The sequence below is a fragment of the Promicromonospora panici genome, assembly GCF_900608595.1.
Taxonomy (GTDB): Bacteria; Actinomycetota; Actinomycetes; order Actinomycetales; family Cellulomonadaceae; genus Promicromonospora; species Promicromonospora panici.
On record NZ_UWYY01000028.1, the window covers coordinates 15,614 to 35,917 of the forward strand.

Annotated in this window: 19 protein-coding genes; 9 read left to right on the forward strand and 10 right to left on the reverse strand. The window is 72.3% G+C overall.

All coding sequences use genetic code 11. The annotated features are described in order from the left end of the window. Nucleotides 1-272: 272 nt before the first annotated feature. Together rpmB and EW117_RS25860 are read left to right on the forward strand one after the other, a co-directional pair. A complete protein-coding gene (gene rpmB / locus EW117_RS25855; RefSeq protein ID WP_119143026.1) occupies nt 273-470 on the forward strand; it encodes a 50S ribosomal protein L28 in 198 nt (65 codons plus the stop codon). Nucleotides 471-625: 155 nt separating this feature from the next. Then, on the forward strand, nt 626-1,138 hold the full coding sequence (locus EW117_RS25860; RefSeq protein ID WP_340641116.1) for a GNAT family N-acetyltransferase: 513 nt from the start codon (nt 626-628) through the stop codon (nt 1,136-1,138). 32 nt (nt 1,139-1,170) lie between these two features. Here EW117_RS25860 and EW117_RS25865 read toward each other — a convergent pair whose 3' ends face one another. After that, nucleotides 1,171-2,421, reverse strand: a complete 1,251-nt coding sequence (locus EW117_RS25865; protein ID WP_129789610.1) for a thiamine-phosphate kinase — start codon at nt 2,419-2,421, stop codon at nt 1,171-1,173. A gap of 22 nt (nt 2,422-2,443) precedes the next feature. On the opposite strand from EW117_RS25865, the gene EW117_RS25870 reads away from it, so the two are divergent. Then, nucleotides 2,444-2,920 (forward strand): DUF3515 family protein, encoded by a 477-nt coding sequence (locus tag EW117_RS25870; RefSeq protein WP_165362870.1) that lies wholly within the window; start codon nt 2,444-2,446, stop codon nt 2,918-2,920. Next, nucleotides 2,917-3,705 carry a TetR/AcrR family transcriptional regulator gene (locus tag EW117_RS25875; protein WP_165362871.1) on the forward strand — a complete coding sequence of 263 codons (789 nt, stop codon included), beginning with the start codon at nt 2,917-2,919 and terminating at the stop codon, nt 3,703-3,705. The genes EW117_RS25870 and EW117_RS25875 overlap by 4 nt, the downstream gene beginning before the upstream one ends. A gap of 10 nt (nt 3,706-3,715) precedes the next feature. Here EW117_RS25875 and EW117_RS25880 read toward each other — a convergent pair whose 3' ends face one another. The 4 genes from EW117_RS25880 to EW117_RS25895 form a co-directional block, all read right to left on the reverse strand. After that, a complete protein-coding gene (locus EW117_RS25880; RefSeq protein WP_129789612.1) occupies nt 3,716-4,249 on the reverse strand; it encodes a hypothetical protein in 534 nt (177 codons plus the stop codon). Nucleotides 4,250-4,345: 96 nt separating this feature from the next. Continuing rightward, complete coding sequence (locus EW117_RS25885) at nt 4,346-5,566, reverse strand: D-alanine--D-alanine ligase family protein (protein ID WP_242504572.1); 1,221 nt, start codon at nt 5,564-5,566, stop codon at nt 4,346-4,348. Nucleotides 5,567-5,666: 100 nt separating this feature from the next. Continuing rightward, nucleotides 5,667-7,262 (reverse strand): AMP-binding protein, encoded by a 1,596-nt coding sequence (locus EW117_RS25890; RefSeq protein WP_129789613.1) that lies wholly within the window; start codon nt 7,260-7,262, stop codon nt 5,667-5,669. A 61-nt stretch (nt 7,263-7,323) separates the two neighbouring features. Next, complete coding sequence (locus EW117_RS25895) at nt 7,324-9,027, reverse strand: aldehyde dehydrogenase family protein (RefSeq protein ID WP_129789614.1); 1,704 nt, start codon at nt 9,025-9,027, stop codon at nt 7,324-7,326. Between the two features lie 164 nt (nt 9,028-9,191). Here EW117_RS25895 and EW117_RS25900 point away from each other — a divergent pair, with 164 nt between their 5' ends. After that, entirely contained in the window at nt 9,192-10,382 is a 1,191-nt protein-coding gene (locus EW117_RS25900; protein WP_129789615.1) for a PucR family transcriptional regulator, read from the forward strand. A gap of 148 nt (nt 10,383-10,530) precedes the next feature. After that, nucleotides 10,531-11,709 carry an acyl-CoA dehydrogenase family protein gene (locus tag EW117_RS25905; protein ID WP_129789616.1) on the forward strand — a complete coding sequence of 393 codons (1,179 nt, stop codon included), beginning with the start codon at nt 10,531-10,533 and terminating at the stop codon, nt 11,707-11,709. A 218-nt stretch (nt 11,710-11,927) separates the two neighbouring features. On the opposite strand, the gene EW117_RS25910 is transcribed toward EW117_RS25905, so the two are convergent. Both EW117_RS25910 and EW117_RS25915 read right to left on the reverse strand, forming a co-directional pair. Further along, nucleotides 11,928-13,184 carry a trans-sulfuration enzyme family protein gene (locus EW117_RS25910; protein ID WP_129789617.1) on the reverse strand — a complete coding sequence of 419 codons (1,257 nt, stop codon included), beginning with the start codon at nt 13,182-13,184 and terminating at the stop codon, nt 11,928-11,930. Further along, the gene (locus EW117_RS25915) at nt 13,181-14,500 is read right to left on the reverse strand and encodes an MFS transporter (protein ID WP_129789618.1); all 1,320 of its coding nucleotides are present in this window, start codon (nt 14,498-14,500) and stop codon (nt 13,181-13,183) included. The genes EW117_RS25910 and EW117_RS25915 overlap by 4 nt, the downstream gene beginning before the upstream one ends. A gap of 70 nt (nt 14,501-14,570) precedes the next feature. Here EW117_RS25915 and EW117_RS25920 point away from each other — a divergent pair, with 70 nt between their 5' ends. The 3 genes from EW117_RS25920 (at nt 14,571) to EW117_RS25930 (ending at nt 17,011) form a co-directional block, all read left to right on the forward strand. After that, nucleotides 14,571-15,566 (forward strand): GlxA family transcriptional regulator, encoded by a 996-nt coding sequence (locus tag EW117_RS25920; protein ID WP_129789619.1) that lies wholly within the window; start codon nt 14,571-14,573, stop codon nt 15,564-15,566. An 80-nt stretch (nt 15,567-15,646) separates the two neighbouring features. Then, entirely contained in the window at nt 15,647-16,303 is a 657-nt protein-coding gene (locus tag EW117_RS25925) for a hypothetical protein (protein ID WP_129789620.1), read from the forward strand. Nucleotides 16,304-16,312: 9 nt separating this feature from the next. Continuing rightward, complete coding sequence (locus EW117_RS25930; protein ID WP_129789621.1) at nt 16,313-17,011, forward strand: AMIN-like domain-containing (lipo)protein; 699 nt, start codon at nt 16,313-16,315, stop codon at nt 17,009-17,011. 4 nt (nt 17,012-17,015) lie between these two features. Here EW117_RS25930 and EW117_RS25935 read toward each other — a convergent pair whose 3' ends face one another. The 3 genes from EW117_RS25935 to murA all read right to left on the reverse strand — a co-directional run bounded on the left by EW117_RS25935 (nt 17,016) and on the right by murA (nt 20,248). Next, nucleotides 17,016-18,053, reverse strand: coding sequence for an NAD(P)H-dependent glycerol-3-phosphate dehydrogenase (locus tag EW117_RS25935; RefSeq protein WP_129789658.1), 1,038 nt, complete (start codon nt 18,051-18,053; stop codon nt 17,016-17,018). 8 nt (nt 18,054-18,061) lie between these two features. Further along, nucleotides 18,062-18,790, reverse strand: a complete 729-nt coding sequence (locus EW117_RS25940; RefSeq protein ID WP_129789622.1) for a lysophospholipid acyltransferase family protein — start codon at nt 18,788-18,790, stop codon at nt 18,062-18,064. Between the two features lie 141 nt (nt 18,791-18,931). Next, nucleotides 18,932-20,248, reverse strand: coding sequence for a UDP-N-acetylglucosamine 1-carboxyvinyltransferase (murA, locus tag EW117_RS25945; RefSeq protein ID WP_129789623.1), 1,317 nt, complete (start codon nt 20,246-20,248; stop codon nt 18,932-18,934). Between the last annotated feature and the right edge of the window lie 56 nt (nt 20,249-20,304).

Here is a 20,304-nt window from a genome sequence, read left to right on the forward strand (position 1 = left end):
GCCCGCCCGGACGGATCCCACCGTACCCAGCGGCCGAGACACTCGCGTGCGGCCGTCCACAGGCCCGGCGAGCCGCCTGCCGGTATCCACATGTGACGCAGCACCTGGTGGCTACGGTTTGAGGGCCCGGCCTGCGATCGGGTACTCTGTCGAAGTTGCCTGGCGCGCTAAGAAGCGTTGATTGCTCTGAAGCGTCCGGGCTCCCCCTTTCGACCATCCATCACGTCGTGCTGTCGTTTCTGCACAGGCGTGCACGACATTCAGGAGACACCGTGGCTGCCAACTGCGACGTCTGCGGCAAGGGCCCGGGCTTCGGGCACAGCGTTTCGCACTCTCACATCCGCACCAAGCGTCGCTGGAACCCGAACATCCAGCGCGTTCGCGCGATCGTGGGCGGGACTCCCAAGCGCGTCAACGTGTGCACCTCCTGCCTCAAGGCCGGCAAGGTCACGCGCAAGGTCTCGGCCTGACGCTGCCGCAGCCGGGTCGCTGAAGCGACCCGCACATGCTTGATGAAGACGCTCGTCGGGTTTGCACCTGGCGGGCGTCTTCGACGTTCCCGTAACCTTCAACCAGACCCAAAGAAGTGGTTGCGCTAGGCACCACAGGGTGAAAAGGTGAGGTCATGATGGCACCGGAAGACGTGACCATCCGCCCAGCAACGACGACCGACGCCGAGGCCATCGCCCGCGTCGACATCGCCTCCTGGCGTGGTGCTTACTCCGAGATCCTGCCCGACTCGTACCTGTCGTCGCTCGACGTCGACGAACGAGCCGGGCTGTGGCGAACCGCCGTGACCACCGGCGCCACCAGCGTGCTGGTGGCCGAGGACGAGACCGGCCCGGTCGGGTTCACCAGCGTCGGCCCGTCCCGCGACGAGGATGCCGAACCAGGCGACCGCGAGATCTACGCCATCTACCTGCATCCCCGCGCGTGGGGCACAGGTGTGGCCCGCGACCTGATGCGAACGGTCCTCGACGGTCTCGCCCCCGGCACGGTGGTGAGCCTGTGGATCCTCGAGGGCAACGAACGCGCGCAGCACTTCTACCGGCGCCACGGGTTCCAGCCCGACGGCACCGAGCGCATCGACGAAATCGGCGGCCGGCCGCTCAAACAGCTCCGCTTCCGCAAGCGCTGACCCACTCCGCGCGAGGTAGAACCGTGGCGGGGTCAGGTGTTGAAGTGGTCCCAGCCTGACGCCGTGTCCGGCGTCCTGCCGCCGATCGTGACCGGCGGCTCCGGCTCCCCAGGCTCGGGCTTCGGTACCACCGCGCCCACCTCGTGCACCTGTCCGACGGCGGTCCAGCCCGCGGGTAACGACGTCCCGGCGGGGAACGTCGCGAGCAGCCCGTGGTCCTCTCCCCCGGCCCAGATCCATGCGCCGGTCAGCCCGTCGATGTCGGCCCTCCCCGGGCCCCAGCCCGGGTCGCCCAGGCCGGTGGCCGCGGCGACGGCGCGCGCCGCCGAGCGCAGTGCCTCGCGGTCGGCGGCGAACGCCTCGGGGTCGAGGTCGATCCGCACGCCGCTGGCGCGCGCGACCCGTCCGGCGTCGCGCAGGAGCCCGTCGGACAGGTCGAGCATCGAAGTGGCCCCGGCCTCAGCCGCCGCGACGCCCGCGGCGAGCGGCGGGTCCGGACGCAGGTACGCGGCAACCAGCCGTTCCCAGGCGTCCTCGAGCAGCACGCCATCGCTGACCTCCAGCGGCGCGGCGGACAGCGGCGCCCGGACCAGACCCGCCTCCAACAGCGCCAGCCCGGCGGCCGACCAGCCGCGCACCCCGGCGTGCGCGACGACGTCGCCCGGCCGCGCACCCGACCGCAGCACCGGCGCGCGCCCCTCCAGGTCACCGTGCACCGTGATGCTCACGACCAGGCACGGCCCACCCGACAGGTCGCCACCGACAGCGCCCGCACCGGCCGGCGCGCAGCCGTCGGCCAGGCCCCTGGCCAGGCCGGTCACCCAGTCCAGCTCGGTGTCACCCGGCACCACCAGGGACGTGACCAGCGCGGTGGGCCGCGCACCCATCGCCGCGATGTCGGCGAGGTTCTGCGCGGCGGCGCGCCGTCCGACGTCGTACCCCGTGGACCAGCGGGTGCGGAAGTGGCGGTCCTCGACCAGCACGTCGGTCGAGACGACGAACCGGCCGTCGGGCGCCGCGAGCACCGCGGCGTCGTCCCCGGGGCCGAGCAGCGTGGCGCTCCCCTTCGGCAGGAGGGGGACTATGCGTTCGAGGATCTGCTCCTCGGAGAGGTCACGGACGCGGGTCACTGGTAGACCATAAATGCCCGCGCGACCAGGTGCGGCATACGTGCCCGTCCGCGCGAGCCGCACGGCGTTCCGCGCGAGCCGTACGGCGTCCCACCCGAGCCGCGCGAGGGGTGGCACACGGGCGGCGCCGGGGGCGCCGGGGACGACCGCCATCCGGGGCGGGTAACGTATCTTCGTGCTTCCCGCCCGTTTCGTCTCCGCATCGACCGCCGCCGTACTCCTGATCGTGGCGGTGGGCGGGTGCGCGCGGACGATCGGCGTGGAGGTGGCCCCGGACGCCGCAGACCCGAAGTGCGCCGAGGTCATGCTGGCCGTGCCGGACGAGCTCGGCCCGGACCTGCCGAAGGTAGGAACCGATGCCCAGGCCACGGCGGCATGGGGCGAGCCCGGCGGCGCGGTGACGATGCGCTGCGGCGTGGCCCAGATCGGACCGTCGGCGGACTGCCAGCACGTGGACTCGGGCGACGGCACCGCCGTCGACTGGATCGTCACCACCGACGACGAGGGCACCTGGTCGTTCGTCACCTACGGCCGCGAGCCCGCGGTCGAGGTGATCGTCCCGCCGGCGGTCACGGAGGACCACTCGACGTCGTTCATCGCCGACCTCGCCGGCGCCGTGACGCAAGTACCTGCCACGAAGGAGTGTCAGTGAGCCCGGCAGCAACACCGGCGGTATCGCCGGACCTGGCGGTCGACGCCGCACCGCCCGAACAGTCCCCGCCCGTGCAGTCCCGGCGCGAACGCCTGCGTGATGAGCTGCGGCGTGAGGTGCTCGACGCCGCCCGCCACCAGCTCGCCGGCCAGCACGGCCTGAGCAAGCTCACGATGGCCGCCATCGCGAAGGAGGTCGGCGTCACGCCGCCCGCGCTGTACCGGCACTTCGAGAACCGGCAGGACATCATCGCGCAGCTCTGCGTGCTGATCGTCGAGGAGGTGCTGAACGAGCTCAGCGCCGCCGTCGCCCGGCAGCGGCCCGGCGACGTCGCCGCCGCCCTGGTCGCCTCGACCCGGGCCTCGCTCGACTGGGCGGTCCGCAATCCGGCGGAGTTCGACCTGATCATCGGCTCCGGCATCCGCGCCGAGATCCCCGACAGCGACGTCCTCCAGCGCCGGATGGCCGAGATGGTCGGGGGCCACTACGTGCCCCTCTTCCGCGAGCTGGCGGCGTCGGGCATCCCGCGCCCGGCCGACGACGAGATCGATCCCCAGCTGGCCGAGCAGATCTGCCGGTACCGCGACGCGGTGGGCGGGCAGGACCTGCCGCTCGGGATCGCCCACCTCATGGTGACGAGCTGGCGGCAGGTCTACGGCCTGCAGTGCATGGCCGTGTACGGGCACCAGGAGTTCGCATTCGGCGACCATGTGGCGCTGCACGAGGACATGGTGTCCGCGCTGCTGGTCCAGATGGGCCTGGAGCCGCACCCGACTGTGCGCTGAACGAACCGGGTCACCGCACCATCGAGTCCCGGGTCGTCTCGATGGTGTGCAGCGCGTCCGCGTTCGTGATCAGCTCGATGCGCCCGTGGTAGGAGATCGCCGCGTTCTTCATCGCCACGCCGAGCAGATCGGCGAGCGCCGCGAGGTGCCGGGCGTCATGCGCGCAGATGCGGTGCACGTGCTGCGTGGCGGTGACCAGCTGCAGGGCGTGCACCGGGTACTTCCACACCGGCTTCCAGAACTGCGTGAGCTGCCACGCGCGTGCCGCCGGCCAGGCAACGCCGGCACAGGCCATCGCGAGGGCGGCCTCCCACGGGACGGCGTCGGCCCCCACCAGACGGAGCAGCAGGACCACCACCGCGACGATGCCGAACGGGTACGCCACCTGGTTCGCCCACGCTCCGATGGGCTGGGGTTTCGCCACGCCGATCACCTCGACCCGCATGACGGCGCTCAAGGCGAACGTCGTGAGCCCGATGGTGAGCATCCCGTTCGCGACCCGCACCTCACGTACCGCGTACTTGTAGCGCGGCTCGCCCAGCATCCTGCCTCCTCGTCCCGCCTGTCGACGTGTCAGACGCCCAGGTCACCCGGGTGATCTGGGCGTCTGACACACCAGTGAGAGGCAGAGTACAGGCGATCAGCGCAGGCCGGTGGGCCGCTCCAGGGCGAGCTGGATCAGCTCGTCGATCAGCTCCGGATAGCTCACGCCCGAGGCCTCCCACATGCGGGGATACATCGAGAAGGGCGTGAAGCCCGGCATGGTGTTGATCTCGTTGACGATCACCTGGTCCTCGGGCGTGACGAAAACGTCCACGCGCGCCAGGCCCTCGGCGTCGACCGCCTCGAACGTCCGCACGGCGATCTCCTGGATCTCCTTGATGACGTGGTCGGGCAGGTCCGCGGGGCAGGTTAGCTCGACGGCGGACTCGTCGAAGTACTTGGCCTCGTAGTCGTAGAAGCCGTTCTTGGTCTCGTCGGTGACGACGATCTCGCCCGGCAGGGACGCCCGCGGGCGCTGCCCGCCGCGGCCGCCCAGCACGGCGCACTCGATCTCCCGGCCGACGATGCCCGCCTCGACGATCACCTTGGGATCGTGCCGCCGCGCCTCCTCGACGGCGGCCGGCAGCTCGTCCAGGGAGTCCACCCGGGACACACCGAGCGACGACCCGGCCCGGGCCGGCTTGACGAACAGCGGCAGCCCGAGGGGCTCGACGGTCTGCAGGACGATGTCGCGGCGCTGCTCCCAGTCCCGCGGCTTGATCACGGCGTACTGGCCGATGGGCAGGCCCTGCCCGGCGAACACCATCTTCATGAAGTGCTTGTCCATGCCGACGGCGGACGCCAGCACGCCCGAGCCGACGTACCGGGCGTCGGCGAGCTCGAGCAGGCCCTGGAGGGTCCCGTCCTCCCCGTACGGCCCGTGCAGCAGAGGGAACACCACGTCGACGTCGGCCAGCGCCGACGGCACCTGGCCTGGTTCCATGACGCGCAGCGCGGAGTCGCCGACGGTCAGCGGGAGCACCACCTCGGAGGCGGAGGCGGGCACCTCGACGGCCTTGCCGTCGGTGATGGCCCAGCGCTCCGGCTCGTCGGCCGCGATGACCCACTGCCCCCTCGGGGTGATGCCCACGGGCACCACCTCGTACTTCGAACGGTCGATCGCACCCATCACCCCGCCGGCCGTGGCCACGGAGATACCGTGCTCGCCGGAACGCCCGCCGAACAGGATCACGACGCGGGTCTTCGGGGCGGCATCCGGCGTCGGCTCGGGGCGCGTCGAGGAGCTCGCCGCGGCGAAGCCTGGCGAGGCGGAGCTCGTCGAATCCCCGACGGAGGCTGGTTCGGTGTGGTGCGACATCGCGCCCGAGACTACCGGACAGGCCGCCCGAGGCCCGCCGTGCCGCGGTTCCCGGGCCGCCGAGCCCGGCCCGCCGAGCCCGGACCCGGGGCGCCCCCGACTACCGCACCGGCCGGAGGTCCTTGCGCAAGATCTTCCCGGACGCCGACTTCGGCACCGCCTCGATGAACTCCACGGCGCGGACCTTCTTGTACGGGGCGACGTGCTCGGCGACGAACGCGATGGCCTCACCCTCGGTCAGGGTGGCCCCGGGCGCCGTCACGACGAACGCCTTCGGGATCTCGCCGGCCTCCTCGTCGGGCACGCCGACCACCGCGGCGTCGGAAATCTTCGGGTGGGACAGCAACAGCGCCTCCAGCTCGGCCGGCGGAACCTGGTAGCCCTTATACTTGATGAGCTCCTTGAGCCGGTCGACCACCTCGAACACGCCGTCGGCGTCGACCGTGACGATGTCGCCGGTGTGCATGAACCCGTCCGGCTCCAGGGTCTCCGCCGTCGCCTGCGGGTTGCCGAGGTAGCCGACCATCACGTTCGGCCCGCGGCACAGCAGCTCACCCGGGCCGGAGACGCCCTCGGCCGGCTGCTCGATCTCGTCGCCCGTCGCCGGGTCGACGATCTTCGCCTCCATGTTGGCCACCAGCAGCCCCACGGACCCGGCGGAGATGTCGCGGCGGTCGAACGGGATCACGTGCGAGACCGGCGACATCTCCGTCATGCCGTAGCCCTGGAGCACCCGCACCTCGTCGCCGAGCCGGCCCACCACCGCCGCCGCGAGCTTCTCGTCGAACGGCGCGGCCCCCGACAGCACAGCCCGCACGCTGGAGACGTCGTAGGAGTCCACGAGCGGGTGCTTGGCCAGGGCCAGCGCGATCGGCGGCGCCACGAACAGGAAGGACGCCCGGTGGTCCTGGATCACCCCGAGATACTGCGCCAGGTCGAACCGGGGCAGCGTGACGAGCTTCGCCCGGGTGCGCAGCGCGACGTTGAGCAGCACGGTCATGCCGTAGATGTGGAAGAACGGCAGAACGCACGGGACGACGTCGTGGCGCTCCACACCGATCGCGAAGCACTGCGCCACGTTCGCCACGAGGTTGGTGTGCGTCAGCATGACACCCTTGGGATGGCCCGTCGTGCCCGACGAGTACGGCAGCACCGCGAGGTGCGTCGCCGGGTCGAACGACACGTCCGGGACGGGGTGGGGCTCGGCCAGCAGGTCGGCCAGGGAGGCGTAGCCCGGGGCCACCGCGGAGTCGCCGTCGAGCACCACGAGCTGCTCCTGCGCGAGGCCCGCGCTCTTCGCCCCCGCCTCGGCCGCCGGGAGCAGCGCCGAGACGGTGATCACGAGCCGGGCGCCCGAGTCGAGCAGCTGCCTGGTGATGTCCGGTCCCGGCGACAGGGCGTTGACGGTCGTCACGGTCACGCCCGCACGCAGCAGACCGTGGAACACCGTGACGTAGGAGGGGACGTTCGGCGCGTGCAGCGCGACGACGTCGCCCACGCCGAACCCGCGCGCGGCGATGGCGCCCGCTACAGCGTCGATCTGCGCGAGCAGCGAGCGGAACGTGGTCTCCGCCCCGCTGACGCCGTCGATCACCGCCACACGATCCAGGTCGTCGGGGCTGATGTCGCCGAACAGGTATTCGTGGACGCTGACGGACGGGATCACCACGTCGGGCAGCGTGCTCCGGATAACCATCGTTGGTCTCCCTCGGTCTGGCAGCGGGCCGCCGTTGGCCCGGCGCAAGAGCATTGTGCCGTCACGCGCGGAAGGCCGCGAGCAGCACCGGTACCAGCCTGCCCCACGACGGCGCCGCCGCATAGCGGGTGAGCTGCCGGCCCGTGTCCGTCACGCTCCGGGAGCTGCTGAACCACGGCGGCTTCGGGAACAGGGAGAACTCGCCGTGCAGCACGCTGCGCGGGAACGCGCGGAACGGCCCCGTCACGACCGTGCGCTCGGGCCCGGCCAGCAGGTGCCCGTTGTGCACGACGTCGATGCCGGAGCCGACGTCGGCCACCGTGTGCCCCGGGAACGCCCCCCACGTGGCGCCGGGCAGGAGGAAGCTCATGCCGGTCCACGCGTTGATCGCGATGTTGCCGTAGCGCAGGCCGGCGATCGCGTCCTCGAAGGCGGCGCCCATCGCCTTGCGATCCGCCGGCCGCACCAGCACGTTGGCGCCCAGCGTCCCGGACAGGGAGTCGTTCGCGAAGCCGACGGCGGCCCGCAGGAACTCCGCCCCCTCGCCGGGCAGCTGGGTCCAGGCCACCACCGGCGCGAAGTACTCGTCGGTGCACGCCGGGTCGCCCGCGGCGACCTCCGTCAGGAGGCTGCCGGCCACGTGCTCGGCTTCGGGGTGCGCCGCCTCCGCGCGCGCGACCTTGGCGTCCGAGCCCGGGTACCAGGTGTCGCGGGCGGGCATCGACCCCAGGGCGCTGCGCAGCTCGGCGAGGAACGCGTCCTTCTGCGCCCAGTCCGCCGAAAGCACGACCACCTGTCCCGCAACGCAGTTGTGGCCCGCGTTGTGCAGGCGCATGGAGGCCACGTGCTCGGCCTGGAACCGCAGGTCGGCGGGGCTCCACCGGCCGGGGACCACGATCATGGGCGCCACGCCGCCCAGCTCGCTCGTGATCGGCACCCGAAGCTTCGGGTCGTCCGCCGCCCGACGCCGCTCGGCCTCCTCGCCGGTGCCCCACACGATGGCGTCGTGCGTGCCGGCGGAGCCGGTGACGTGCACCTTGTCGATGCCGCCGTGCCGCGTGAGGTAGGCGCCGACAGCGGCGTCGCCGTTGACGATCCGCACGACGCCGGCCTCGATCAGCGGCGCGAGCGCCCTGCGGTACACGCCCAGCAGCCCGCTGAACGTGGGGTTGAGCTTCACGAGCGAGGCGCGGTTGTGCGCGACGAGCTCGTAGAACGCGTCGAGCGGCGCGATCGACGAGATGTTGCCGGCGCCCAGCACCAGCCCGACGCCGCCGTACTCGCCCACGGCGCCGGCCCGCAGGCCCGCCTCGTCGCGCACCCGGCGCTCCGGCACGCCCGGCGGCATCCACACCTCGGCCCGGAAGCCGTGGAACAGCACCCACTCCTGGGCGGTGCGCGGCAGCACCCGGACGGCCACGCGGTTGCCCGGCGCGGTGCCGATGTCGAGCCCGTCGAGCGGCGACCCGCCCGCCGCGAGCGCCTCGTAGGACCGCGCGTAGGCGGCGGCGCTCTCCAGCGCGCCGTACGGGCCGGTCATCCACTCCTCGCCCAGGTAGGGGGCGGACGGCGTGATGTGCTTGGCCTCGGCGGCGGCGTTCGCCCACTCCTCGGCGACGCCGGCGATCGACGCGTGCACCCTTCGGAACAGCGCCCCCCTGTCCGCGACGGGCAGCTGCGCCCAACGCTCCGCACCGACCTTGAGCTCCTCGACGGCCCTGTCGAGGTCGCGCTCCATGGTGGCTTGCGTGTCCGTCACGCTCATCAGCTGTCTCCTTCGACCGCCTGGTATCCGACCGCATCGGGCCGGCTCTCACTGACCCGTGCCGCAATAGCCTAGGGGTCGGCGCTGGTCGGGGGCGATACCCCGCAGGCTTTACAGATCGACCTTCAGTGCACACCAGGCACTCCCCCGTTAGGCTGCCGGGCATGTCGGACATCGCCATGACCGGGCGTCATGACCTCCGCGATGCACTCGACCTGCTGAGCGAGCAGGTCGCCGACGGCATCCTGCACGCCGAGCCCGTCTACCGCGACACCCGGCTCCCGGCCGCCGCCGTCCAGCCGCTGGTCCGGGCCAACCTGGCGGAGATCCTCGCCACCCTCGCGGGCGAGACGTCGTCGCTGGCCGCCGCGTACGAGACCGGGCGGGTCACCGCCGCCGAGGGCATGCCGCTAAACCTGCTGCAGCACGCCTACCGCCTGGCCGGCCTGCGCATCTGGGAGGAGCTCGCCCGCCGGCTGCGCGCCCAGCCCGACGGCGGCCCCCTGCTCCGCGCCTCCTCGCGGGTCTGGTTCGCCATCGACCGGTCCTCGAACGTCGCCGTCCAGGCGCACCTGGAGGCGTCGTCCGGCCTGGGCGAGGACATGGCACGCACCGAGCTGTTGCGCGGGGTCCTGACCGGGGCCGTGCAGGACCTCGAGACCGCGCGCCGTGCGCTCGGCCTGCCCACCGGCGCGATGCTCGTGGTCGCGGTCACGGCGCCCGGCCTGCCCGCCGTCCCGACGCCGGGCGCGGCGGCCGGCCCGGACGACGTCCAGGAGGACGTCGGAATGGTCGGCGTCGGCGTCGGGCCGCCCGGGGTGACGATGCGCTGGCTGACCCACGAGGGCGACCGCCTCACGCTGGTCGCCGCGCCCACCTCGGAGGACGCCCTCGGCATCCTCACCGACCTCGCCGCGCACGCCCGGACGGGCGTGAGCCGCCCGTTCGCGGGCCTCGCCGGCGCGCCCGCCGCGCTCACCCAGGCCCGGGTCGCCGTCCGCTCCCTGCCCGCGGGGCAGGTGGGACTCTCCCGGTACGGCGACAGCCCGCTGGACGCCCTGCTGGTGGCCGACGGCGAACGCGCCGCCGAGCTGGCCGCCGCCGTCCTCGGCGGACTCCGGGACCGCGACCCCCGGGACGAGGAGCTGTTGCTCGGCACCCTGGAGGCGTGGTTCGAGCACGGCGGGTCCGGCACCAGGGCCGCCACGGCGCTGCACTGCCACCGGAACACCGTGCTGAACCGGCTGGTCCGCGTCGCCGAGCTGACCGGCCGCGACATCAACGACCCCCGCGCCGCCGCCGAGCTGTACGCGGCGGTCCGCGCCCGCCGCCTCCATCCGCCCCGGGCAAGCTGACCGGGTGCGGGAAGGACTGCTGGCGTTGGTTCAGCAGGCTCCGGCCGAGCCGTAACCCTGCACTTTGTGGACGCCTGGGACCTGGTGAACCTGAATCAGCCCACCCGTTCAGCACTATGGGCCTTGCCCGCAGGGTTAGCCTCGTTCGGTGACCTCCCTCCTGTCGGACGAGCTGCTCGCCGGCCTGCGCGAGCGCGCCGCCGGCTACGACCGCGACAACGCCTTCTTCGCCGAGGACCTGGCCGACCTGCAGTCCGCCGGTTATCTCGGCGCGATGGTCCCCACGTCGCTCGGTGGCGCCGGGCGCACGCTGCGGGAGACCGCCCGCGACCAGGCCCGGCTGTCGGCGCACGCGCCGGCGACGGCGCTGGCCGTGAACATGCACCACGTGTGGGTGGGCGTGGGCCGCTACCTGCACGAGCGCGGCGACTCGTCGCTCGACTGGCTCCTGGCGGAGGCGGCGTCGGGCGAGGTGTTCGGCTTCGGCTACTCCGAGCCGGGCAACGACCTGGTGCTGCTCGGTTCCCGCACGGAGGCGCGGCCCGACGGCGCCGGCGGGTACACGTTCCACGGCCGCAAGATCTTCACGTCCAACTCCCCCGCGTGGACGCGGCTGGGCGTGCTGGGCCTCGAGTCGCCGAGCACCGGCCACCGGGGGAGCAACGGCGACCCCCGGCTGGTGCACGCCTTCGTCACGCGAGACGGCGGTGGGTTCGAGATCCTCGACGACTGGGACACGATCGGCATGCGCGCCTCCCAGTCGCGGACCACGATGCTCGACGGCGCCCACGCTTCCGCCGACCGCGTGCTGCGCCTGCTGCCGCCCGGGCCGTCGCTGGACCCGTACGTCCTGGGCATCTTCACGTCGTTCGAGGTGCTGCTCGCCGCCGTGTACGCGGGCATCGCTGACCGGGCACTGGAGCTCGCGGTCGATGCCGTGGGGCGCCGCACGTCGATGAAGACCGGCAAGGCGTACTCGCAGGACCCCGACGTCCGCCGCCGGATCGCCGACATGGCGCTGGCGCAGGACAGCGTCTGGCTCCAGATCGACGGGATCACCCGCGACCTCGACGCCTCGGCGTCCGACCCCGCACTGGACCGCGGCGCCGGCTGGTTCCGAGCGACCGCCGGGCTCAAGGTGCGCGTGACCGAGGCCGCGCGCGACGTCGTGGACCAGGCGATCCGGGTCTCGGGCGGCTCGACCTATTTCAATGGCTCGGAGCTGGGCCGCCTCTACCGCGACGTGCTCGCGGGGATCTTCCACCCGTCCAGCGACGATGCGGCCCACGCCACGGTGGCCCAGTCCCTCCTGGGCCCGCTGGAGTAGGCCCCGGCAGCCCCAGCCCTGCCCGCGACCCGCCGCCTGCCGCCCGCCGCCGAACCGCAAGTTCCACGTCCTTCGCTGGCGCCGAACCGCAGGCTACGGGTCGATGTGGCCTCCGATCGACGCGCAACTTTCGGATCGACACGGGTGATGACGCGCAAGGTGCGGTTCGACGCGCCCTCACCCGGGGCCAACTTGCGGTTCGGCTGCCGCGGCCGCGGTCACGCCCGGAGGGCCTGGTCCAGGTCTGCCCAGAGGTCCTCGACGTCCTCGATGCCTACCGACAGGCGCAGCAGGTCCACGGGCACGGTCGGCGCCTCGGTGCCCCAGCGGCGGCGGCGCTCCAGCATCGACTCGACCCCGCCGAGCGACGTCGCGGGGAGCCACAGGCGGACGGCGTCGACGACGGCGTCGGCCCGCTCGATCGCTGCCGCCTCGCCGGAACCCGCCTCGCCCCGGCCCGCATCACCCGGGCCCGGTTCGCCGGAAGCCACTTCGCCCAGGCCCGCTTCGCTCGACACCTCCGCACCGGACCCAGCCCGCTCCTTCGGCCGGACGCCGATGATCGCGCCGAAGCCGTTCATCTGTGCCTTCGCGCGCTCGTGCCCCGGGTCGCCGGGCAGCGACGGATGCCGCACCTCGGCGACCTCGGGGTGCTCGGCGAGGCGCCGGGCCAGCTCGGCCGCGTTCGCCTGCGCCCGCTCGTAGCGCAGCGCCAGGGTGCGCAGGCCGCGCAGCGCGAGCCACACCTCGAACGGTCCGGCGATGGCGCCATGCAGCGTGCGGTGCTCACGGAGGGCCGTGGCCAGCTCGGCGTCCCGCGTCACGAGCGCGCCCAGCACGACGTCGGAGTGACCCGCCAGGTACTTCGTGACGGAGTGCAGCACGAGGTCGGCCCCGTGCTCCAGCGGGCGCTGGCCCAGCGGCGTCGCGAACGTGTTGTCAACCACCGAGCGCACGCCGTGCGCGCGCGCCGCGCCGAGGACGGCCGGCAGGTCCGCGACCTCCAGCATCGGGTTGGTCGGCGACTCCACGAGCAGCAGGTCCGCGCCGTCGAGGGCCGCCACGACGGCGTCCGTGTCCGCGATGTCGACGTACCGCAGGGTCACGCCGTGCCGCTCGGAGATCTGGCGCGCGAGCACCATGCCGGCCTGGTAGGCGTGCCGCGGCAGCACGAGCGTGCCGCCGTCGGGCACCAGGGAGAAGGCGGCGGCGATCGCGGCCATCCCGGACGAGAACACGAGCGCCTCAGCGGAGTCGCCGCCGTCCTCCAGCGTGGCGAGCGCCCCCTCGAACGCATGCCAGGCGTCGTTGTCGCCGCGCGCGTACGACAGCTCGTCCGGCGTCACGACGCCGGTCGAGACGTACGTGGAGTTCATCGGGATGGACGGGTTGATGTGCCCGCCCTGGGCGCGGGCAGGGCGCCCTCCGGAGACGACGATTGTGGCGGGCGCGGGACGGTCAGGGGTGGTGCTCATGACGGCGAGGATACGTGCGCCCTCTGACGCCGGATCACCATCGACATGAGCGCGGCCCCCGCGCACAGCGCGCCCGCGCCGTACCAGACGGCGTCGTACGAGCCGGTGACGTCGCGGACCAGGCCGCCCGCGAACGCCACGATGCCGGCCCCGACCTGGTGCGAGGCGAGCACCCAGCCGAACACGATCGGTGCGTCGTCGCCGTAGAACTCGCGGCACAGGGCGAGGGTCGGCGGCACGGTCGCCACCCAGTCGAGGCCGTAGAACACGATGAAGAACACCATCGGCAGCTCCACGTGCGGGGCCATGAGCGACGGCAGGAAGAGCAGCGCGACGCCACGCAGCGTGTAGTAGACGCCCAGCAGCACCCGCGGGGAGTAGCGGTCGGTCAGCCAGCCGGACGCGATGGTGCCGATCACGTCGACGACCCCGATCACGGCGAGCAGGCTCGCGGCCACCGTGATCGGCATGCCGTGGTCGTGCGCGCCGGGCACGAAGTGCGTCCGGACCAGCCCGTTCGTCGTCGCGCCGCAGATCGCGAACGCGCCCGCCAGCAGCCAGAACGGTCCGGTGCGGGCGGCGTCGAACAGCGCGGTGACGGCGCGCTTCGCCGCGCCGCGGGCCGGTTCGGGCTTCGGCGCGTACTCGCCGCCGTAGGGCGCCAGGCCCATGTCCGCCGGGTGGTCGCGCAGCAGGAACAGCACGAGCGGGATCGCGATCAGGGAGGCGATAGCCACCGTGACCGACGCCGGACGCCACCCCTGGTTCTCCACGATCCACGCGAGCAGCGGCAGGAACACGAGCTGGCCCGACGCCGTCGCCGCCGTCAGCACGCCGCTGACCAGGCCGCGCCGGGCCACGAACCAGCGCCCGGTCACGGTGGCGGTGAACGCCAGCGCCATGCTGCCGCTGCCCACCCCGACCAGGAGACCCCAGCCGAGCACGAACTGCCACGGCTCCGACATCCACACCGTCGACAGCGCACCGCCCGTGATGACGACCAGCGCCGCCGTGACGACCGGTCGCATGCCGAACCGGTCCATCAGGGATGCGGCGAACGGCGCCGTCAGCCCGTACAGCACGGACTGCAGGCCGACGGCGAACCCGATGGTCGCGCGCGACCAGCCGAGCTCGGCGTTCAGCGGGTCGACGAACAGGCCGGGCGCCGCCGTGAACGCGGCGGCGCACATGACGGTCACGAAGCTGACCAGGGCCACCCACCAGGCTGGATGGATGCGGGGCGTCCGGGGAAGGGGGCCCGACGGCGGGGCCGACGCGCCCTCGGCGTCGGGCACCGGTGTGCTGATCTGCGTCATGGCCCCAGCCTGCTGGAGCGGCGTGGCACCGAACAGTGACCGGAAGGTCACTGTCCAATAGGATCGGGCCATGGATCGATCAGTCGACACCCCACCGGCCCCGCATCGGGTCGCCGTCCTGATCGTGGACGGGTTCATCCCGTTCGAGCTCGGGATCGCGCACCGGATCTTCGGCATCGCGCGCGACGCCGAGCGCAGGCCCCTGTACGAGGTCGTCACCTGCACCGCGGGCGCGCCCGGATCGGTGCAGTCGGACTCGGACGTGGTGGTGCAGGTGGCGCACGGCCCCGAGGCCCTCGAGACGGCGGACACGGTGGTCGTCCCCGCGTCGCACGAGTTCGGGCCGGTGTACGACGAGGGCCGTCTCACGCCGGAGCTAGAGGACGCCTTCCGGCGCATCCGGCCGGGCACGCGGCTCATGTCGATCTGCATCGGCGCGTTCGCGCTCGCCGCAGCCGGAATCCTCGACGGCCGCCCCGCCACCACGCACTGGAGCTCGGCCGAGCACTTCCAGAGCCTGTTTCCCCAGGTCAAGATGGATCCCGGCGTCCTGTACACGGACGACGGCGACGTGCTCACCGCGGCGGGCGTCGCCTCCGGGATCGACCTGTGCCTGCACGTCGTGCGGCGTGACCACGGCGCCGCCGTCGCCCTCGACGTCGCCCGCCGCACCGTGGTGCCCCCTCACCGGGACGGCGGCCAGGCGCAGTACATCGCCCGGCCGTTGCCCGACGCCGATGGGCCCGGCACCGCCGCGACCCGCGCCTGGGCCGCCGACCGGCTGGCCGAGCCCGTCACTCTGGCGGCCATGGCCCGGCATGCCGCGATGTCGGTGCGGACGTTCACCCGCCGGTTCCGCGAGGAAACCGGTGAGAGCCCCGGCCAATGGCTCCTCCGGCAGCGGGTCGAGCACGCACGGACCCTGCTGGAGTCCTCCGACCTGTCGGTCGAGCAGGTGGCGCGCGAGTGCGGCTTCGGCACGGCGCAGTCATTGCGGGCGCACGTGCAGGCGGCCCTCGGCGTGACCCCCACCGCGTACCGCAGGACGTTCCGCGCGGCGGCTTGAACCGAGGCCGGCCTACTCGCTCGAGCCGACGCCGGCATATTCGCTTCCGCCGGTTCAGGACCCCACCTACGCTGCGGAGCGTGAGCTCGTTCGAGGCCCTACGCGACCTGCCGCCCCGCGACGCGGCCGGGCGCCTGCTCGCCGACGGCTGGAACGTGTGCGGCATCGGGGACTGGGCCACGGTCTGGCGCTCGCCCGACGGGACGCTGGCCGCCCGGGTCAGTCCGTTCGAGCCGGCCTACGAGGTCTTCGTGGAGCTGTGCCGCAGCCTCGAGGGGCATCCGCTGCTGCCCCGAATCGACTTCGACGCCCCCTTGGGCGGCGGGGGCCGCCTCACGGTGATGGAGTTCCTGCTGCCGGTCGAGTGGGCCGAGGCGGACGCCGTCGTCCAACGCTGGGCGGCCGCGCTACCGGACGACCCGATCACCCAGGTCCGCCGGACGGCCGAACGGCTCGACGCCGAGGCGGCCGCAGCCATCCCGTTCTGGGGCGGTCTCGACGACAACCCGCACAACGTCATGAAGAACGCCTCCGGCGAGCCCAAGCTCGTCGACCTGTTCTACGCCGCCGGCCTGGAGATCTACCGGGTCCTGCTGGAGGACCCGGCGAAGGTCGCCGAGGCCTTCGCCCCCGACCGGCGCGAGTACATCTGCGACATAGCGGCCGTGGCCCGCGAGTCGTCTCCGGACGAGATAGCAGCGCTCCGGGCTGCGGCGGAGAGCATCGCGACCCCATAGGCTGGGGACATGGGACGAGCCGGACACCTCACCGCTCTGACGGCCGCCGCCATCGCGGCGCTGCTCCTGGCCGGCTGCACCGCCGGGGACGGCCCGGAGCCGGACGGCGGCACTCCCGCGCCCACCTCCGAAGCACCCGCGGATCCGACCACCGAGCCCAGCCCCGAGCCCACGTCCGGCGGGGACACGATCGCACCGGTCGCGCCGGGTGAGCCGTCGCCGTCGGGCAGCGCTACCGAGACGGCCGCCGGGCCGCCCTTCGCCGCGAACACGCAGCCCGACACGGCGGAGCCCACCGACGAGGGCCAGACCTTCATCTCGGTCACGAACGTCCGCGTCGCCGTGCACGACCGCTACGACCGCGTCGTGTTCGACCTCGACGGCAAGGGCAGCGGCAAGCCCGGTTGGCGCGTCGAGTACGTCGACCAGGCGTCCGACGACGGCTCCGGGCACGCCGTCGAGGTCGACGGCGACGCGATCCTGCGGGTGTCGATCTCGGGCACGGCGACCCCGACGGACAGCGGCGTCGAGGAGTTCTCCGGCGACCGCATCGAGCCCGAGGACACGGAGTCCGTGGACGAGATCGTGTACCGCTACTGGTTCGAGGGGTACACGACGGCGTTCCTCGGGATCGACGACGGCGAGCGGCCGTTCCGGGTGTTCCTCCTGGAGAACCCGACGCGCGTCGTGGTCGACGTCCAGCACTGACCTCTCAGCCCGCGACCTCCGACTTCTTGGGCCGCGCGAGCAGCGTCGCCGCCAGGTCCGACAGGGGCAGGTTGCCCGCCAGGACCTCGACCACGCCGGCCGTGATCGGCATCTCGACGTCGTGCGCCCGCGCCAGCTCCAGCACCGACTGCGACGACTTGACGCCCTCGGCCGTCCCGCCGGTCGCCACGATGGCCTCCTGGAGCGTGAGCCCCTCGCCGATGTGCTTGCCGAGCCGGTGGTTGCGCGACAGCGGCGACGCGCACGTCGCCGTCAGGTCGCCCATCCCCGCCAGCCCGGCGAACGTGGCGGCGTCGGCCCCGAGCGCGAGGCCGAGGCGCGTGATCTCGACGAGCCCACGCGTGATGAGCGTGGCCAGCGTGTTCCAGCCGAAGCCCTGTCCCTGCGCCATACCGGCCGCCAGGGCGATGATGTTCTTGACCGCACCGCACAGCTCCACGCCGACCACGTCGGTGTTCGTGTACGGGCGGAAGTACCCGGTCGAGCAGGCGTCCGCCACGAACTGAGCGGTGGCCTCGCTGCGCGAGGCGACCACGGTCGCCGTCGGCTGCCGCGCCGCGATCTCGGGCGCCAGATTGGGCCCGGAGACGACGGCGACCCGCTCGTCGGGCAGGTCCAGCACCTCGGCCATGACCTGGCTCATGCGCTTGTCCGTGCCGAGCTCGACGCCCTTCATCAGGGAGACGACGACGGCGTCCGGCTCCACCAGGTCCTTCATGGACTCCAGCGTGGTGCGGGCGACCTGGGACGGCACCGAGACGACGACGATCGACGCGCCCTTGAGGGCGACGGCAGGGTCGGTCGTGCCCGCCATGGCGGGCAGCTGCACGCCCGGCAGGTACTTCTCGTTGCGGTGCGTCCGGTCGACGGCGTCGAGCACCGCCGCGTCGCGGCCCCACAGGGTGACGTCGCACCCGGCGTCGGCCAGGACCATGGCGAACGTGGTTCCCATCGAGCCCGCGCCGAGCACGGCGACCCTGGGCTGCGCCTGCTCCGTCGCGGCGCGCTCTGCCTGTTCCATCTCGGCGCTCACGGGCGCGTCACCGGGGGGTAGGTGGTCATCTTGGCCTCGTAGTCGGGGTGCTTGCGCAGGTCGAACCGCGGCTTGGGGGCGACCTCGCCGCGGATCTGCTCCAGCTCGGCGGTGATGGCGTCCATGATGCGGCTGGTGGCCTCACGCAGCGTGACGGTGTCCTGCGGCCGGTCGTACAGGTCGCTCAGGTCCACGGGCGGGCCGGTCTGGATGGTCACCTTCTTGCGCGGCCACGGCCAGCGCAGCATTCCGTACCGCGGCATGATCGCCGTGACGCCCCACTGGGCGACCGGAAGCACCGGCAGGCGCGTCGTCAGAGCGATGCGGGCCACGCCGGTCTTGCCCTCCATCGGCCAGTAGTCGGGGTCCCGGGTCAGCGTGCCCTCCGGAAGGATCGCCACGCAGGCGCCGTCGCCGAGCTGGCTGGCCGCGTCCTGCAGCGACTCGGTGGCCTTGGCCGACTCCCGGTCCACCGGGATCATCCTGGTGCCCCGCAGGGCCCATCCCGTCAGCGGCGACGTGAACAGGCCGCGCTTGGCCAGGATGCGCGGCTCCCGGCCGTTGTCGAAGAGGTAGTGCGCCAGTGTCAGCGCGTCGAGCTCGGTCACGTGGTTGGCCGCGGCGATGAACCCGCCCTTGGCCGGGAAGTTCTCCCCGCCCTTCCACTCGTACTTGCACAGCGCGAACATGAGGTTCCGCACGATGAACGCGACGAAGCGATACATGCGTGACTCAGGGCGTGGGGTGGACACGGTCCGAAAGGATACTCGGCTCCGCCCCCAACCCCGCCCCAACTTTGGTTGTGAGCGTGACCGTTGCGACTACCCGCCCGTTTAGGCGCAACGGTCACGCTCACAACAAACGGGTCAGCCGCGGACTACCTCCGCGCCCAGGGACTCCAGCTTGTACTGGAAGTTCTCGTAGCCGCGGTCGATCAGGCCGATGCCGCGCACCGTCGACTGGCCCTTCGCGGCGAGCGCCGCGATGAGGTGCGAGAACCCGCCGCGCAGGTCGGGCACCTCGATGTCGGCCGCGGAGAGCGGCGTCGGGCCGGAGACGACGGCGGAGTGGTGGAAGTTGCGCTGGCCGAACCGGCAGTCGCGACCGCCCAGGCACTCCTTGTAGACCTGGATGGTGGCGCCCATCTTGCGCAGGGCGTCGGTGAAGCCGAAGCGGTTCTCGTACACGGTCTCGTGCACGATCGACAGGCCGGTGGCCTGCGTGAGCGCGACGACGAGCGGCTGCTGCCAGTCGGTCATGAAGCCGGGGTGCACGTCGGTCTCGAGCACGATGGACTTCAGGTCACCGCCGGCGTGCCAGAAGCGGATGCCGTCGTCCTGCACGTCGAACCGGCCGCCGACCTTCCGGAAGGTGTTGAGGAACGTCATCATCTCGGGCTGCGTGGCGCCCTTGACGGTGATGTCGCCGCCCGTGGCGAGGGCCGCGGAGGCCCACGACGCGGTCTCGATGCGGTCGTTCAGGGCCGTGTGGCTGTATCCCTCGAGGCGGTCGACGCCCTCGATGCGGATCACGCGGTCGGTGTCGACCGAGATGATGGCGCCCATCTTCTGCAGGACGGCGATGAGGTCCATGATCTCGGGCTCGATCGCCGCGCCCGTCAGCTCGGTGATGCCGTCCGCGCGGACCGCGGTGAGGAGCGTCTGCTCGGTGGCACCCACCGACGGATACGGCAGGGAGATCTTGGTGCCCTGCAGGCGGCGCGGCGCCCGCAGGTGGATGCCGTTGGGCCGCTTGTCGACTACGGCGCCGAACTGGCGCAGGATGTCGAGGTGGTAGTTGATCGGCCGGTCGCCGATGCGGCAGCCACCCAGGTCGGGGATGAATGCCTCGCCGAGCCGGTGCAGCAGCGGCCCGCAGAACAGGATCGGGATGCGGCTGGAGCCGGCGTGGGCGTCGATGTCGGCCACGTGCGCCGACTCCACGTTGGACGGGTCGAGGTCCAGGATGCCCGCGTCGGTGTCGTACTTGACGTTCACACCGTGCAGGTCCAGGAGTCCCGAGACGACCTTGACGTCACGGATCTGCGGGACGTTCCGCAGGATGCTGGGGGTCTCACCCAGCAGGGAAGCCACCATGGACTTCGACACGAAGTTCTTTGCGCCTCGAACGGTGATGGTCCCGGTCAACGGGTTGCCGCCGTTCACATACAGCAGATCGTTCATATCCTCGTCGTCGTCTCGTTCGTTCCGATGATGGAGTTCCGATAGCGGAGCCTGGT

What these genes read in the sequence shown, in the direction of transcription:
- EW117_RS25860 (WP_340641116.1), top strand. Translation starts at nt 626, where the DNA reads ATGATGGCACCGGAAGACGTGACCATCCGCCCAGCAACGACGACCGAC.
- EW117_RS25865 (WP_129789610.1), bottom strand. Translation starts at nt 2,421, where the DNA reads ATGGCGGTCGTCCCCGGCGCCCCCGGCGCCGCCCGTGTGCCACCCCTC.
- EW117_RS25880 (WP_129789612.1), bottom strand. Translation starts at nt 4,249, where the DNA reads ATGCTGGGCGAGCCGCGCTACAAGTACGCGGTACGTGAGGTGCGGGTC.
- EW117_RS25885 (WP_242504572.1), bottom strand. Translation starts at nt 5,566, where the DNA reads ATGTCGCACCACACCGAACCAGCCTCCGTCGGGGATTCGACGAGCTCC.
- EW117_RS25890 (WP_129789613.1), bottom strand. Translation starts at nt 7,262, where the DNA reads ATGGTTATCCGGAGCACGCTGCCCGACGTGGTGATCCCGTCCGTCAGC.
- EW117_RS25895 (WP_129789614.1), bottom strand. Translation starts at nt 9,027, where the DNA reads ATGAGCGTGACGGACACGCAAGCCACCATGGAGCGCGACCTCGACAGG.
- EW117_RS25900 (WP_129789615.1), top strand. Translation starts at nt 9,192, where the DNA reads ATGTCGGACATCGCCATGACCGGGCGTCATGACCTCCGCGATGCACTC.
- EW117_RS25910 (WP_129789617.1), bottom strand. Translation starts at nt 13,184, where the DNA reads ATGAGCACCACCCCTGACCGTCCCGCGCCCGCCACAATCGTCGTCTCC.
- EW117_RS25915 (WP_129789618.1), bottom strand. Translation starts at nt 14,500, where the DNA reads ATGACGCAGATCAGCACACCGGTGCCCGACGCCGAGGGCGCGTCGGCC.
- EW117_RS25920 (WP_129789619.1), top strand. Translation starts at nt 14,571, where the DNA reads ATGGATCGATCAGTCGACACCCCACCGGCCCCGCATCGGGTCGCCGTC.
- EW117_RS25930 (WP_129789621.1), top strand. Translation starts at nt 16,313, where the DNA reads ATGGGACGAGCCGGACACCTCACCGCTCTGACGGCCGCCGCCATCGCG.
- EW117_RS25935 (WP_129789658.1), bottom strand. Translation starts at nt 18,053, where the DNA reads ATGGAACAGGCAGAGCGCGCCGCGACGGAGCAGGCGCAGCCCAGGGTC.
- EW117_RS25940 (WP_129789622.1), bottom strand. Translation starts at nt 18,790, where the DNA reads ATGTATCGCTTCGTCGCGTTCATCGTGCGGAACCTCATGTTCGCGCTG.
- murA (WP_129789623.1), bottom strand. Translation starts at nt 20,248, where the DNA reads ATGAACGATCTGCTGTATGTGAACGGCGGCAACCCGTTGACCGGGACC.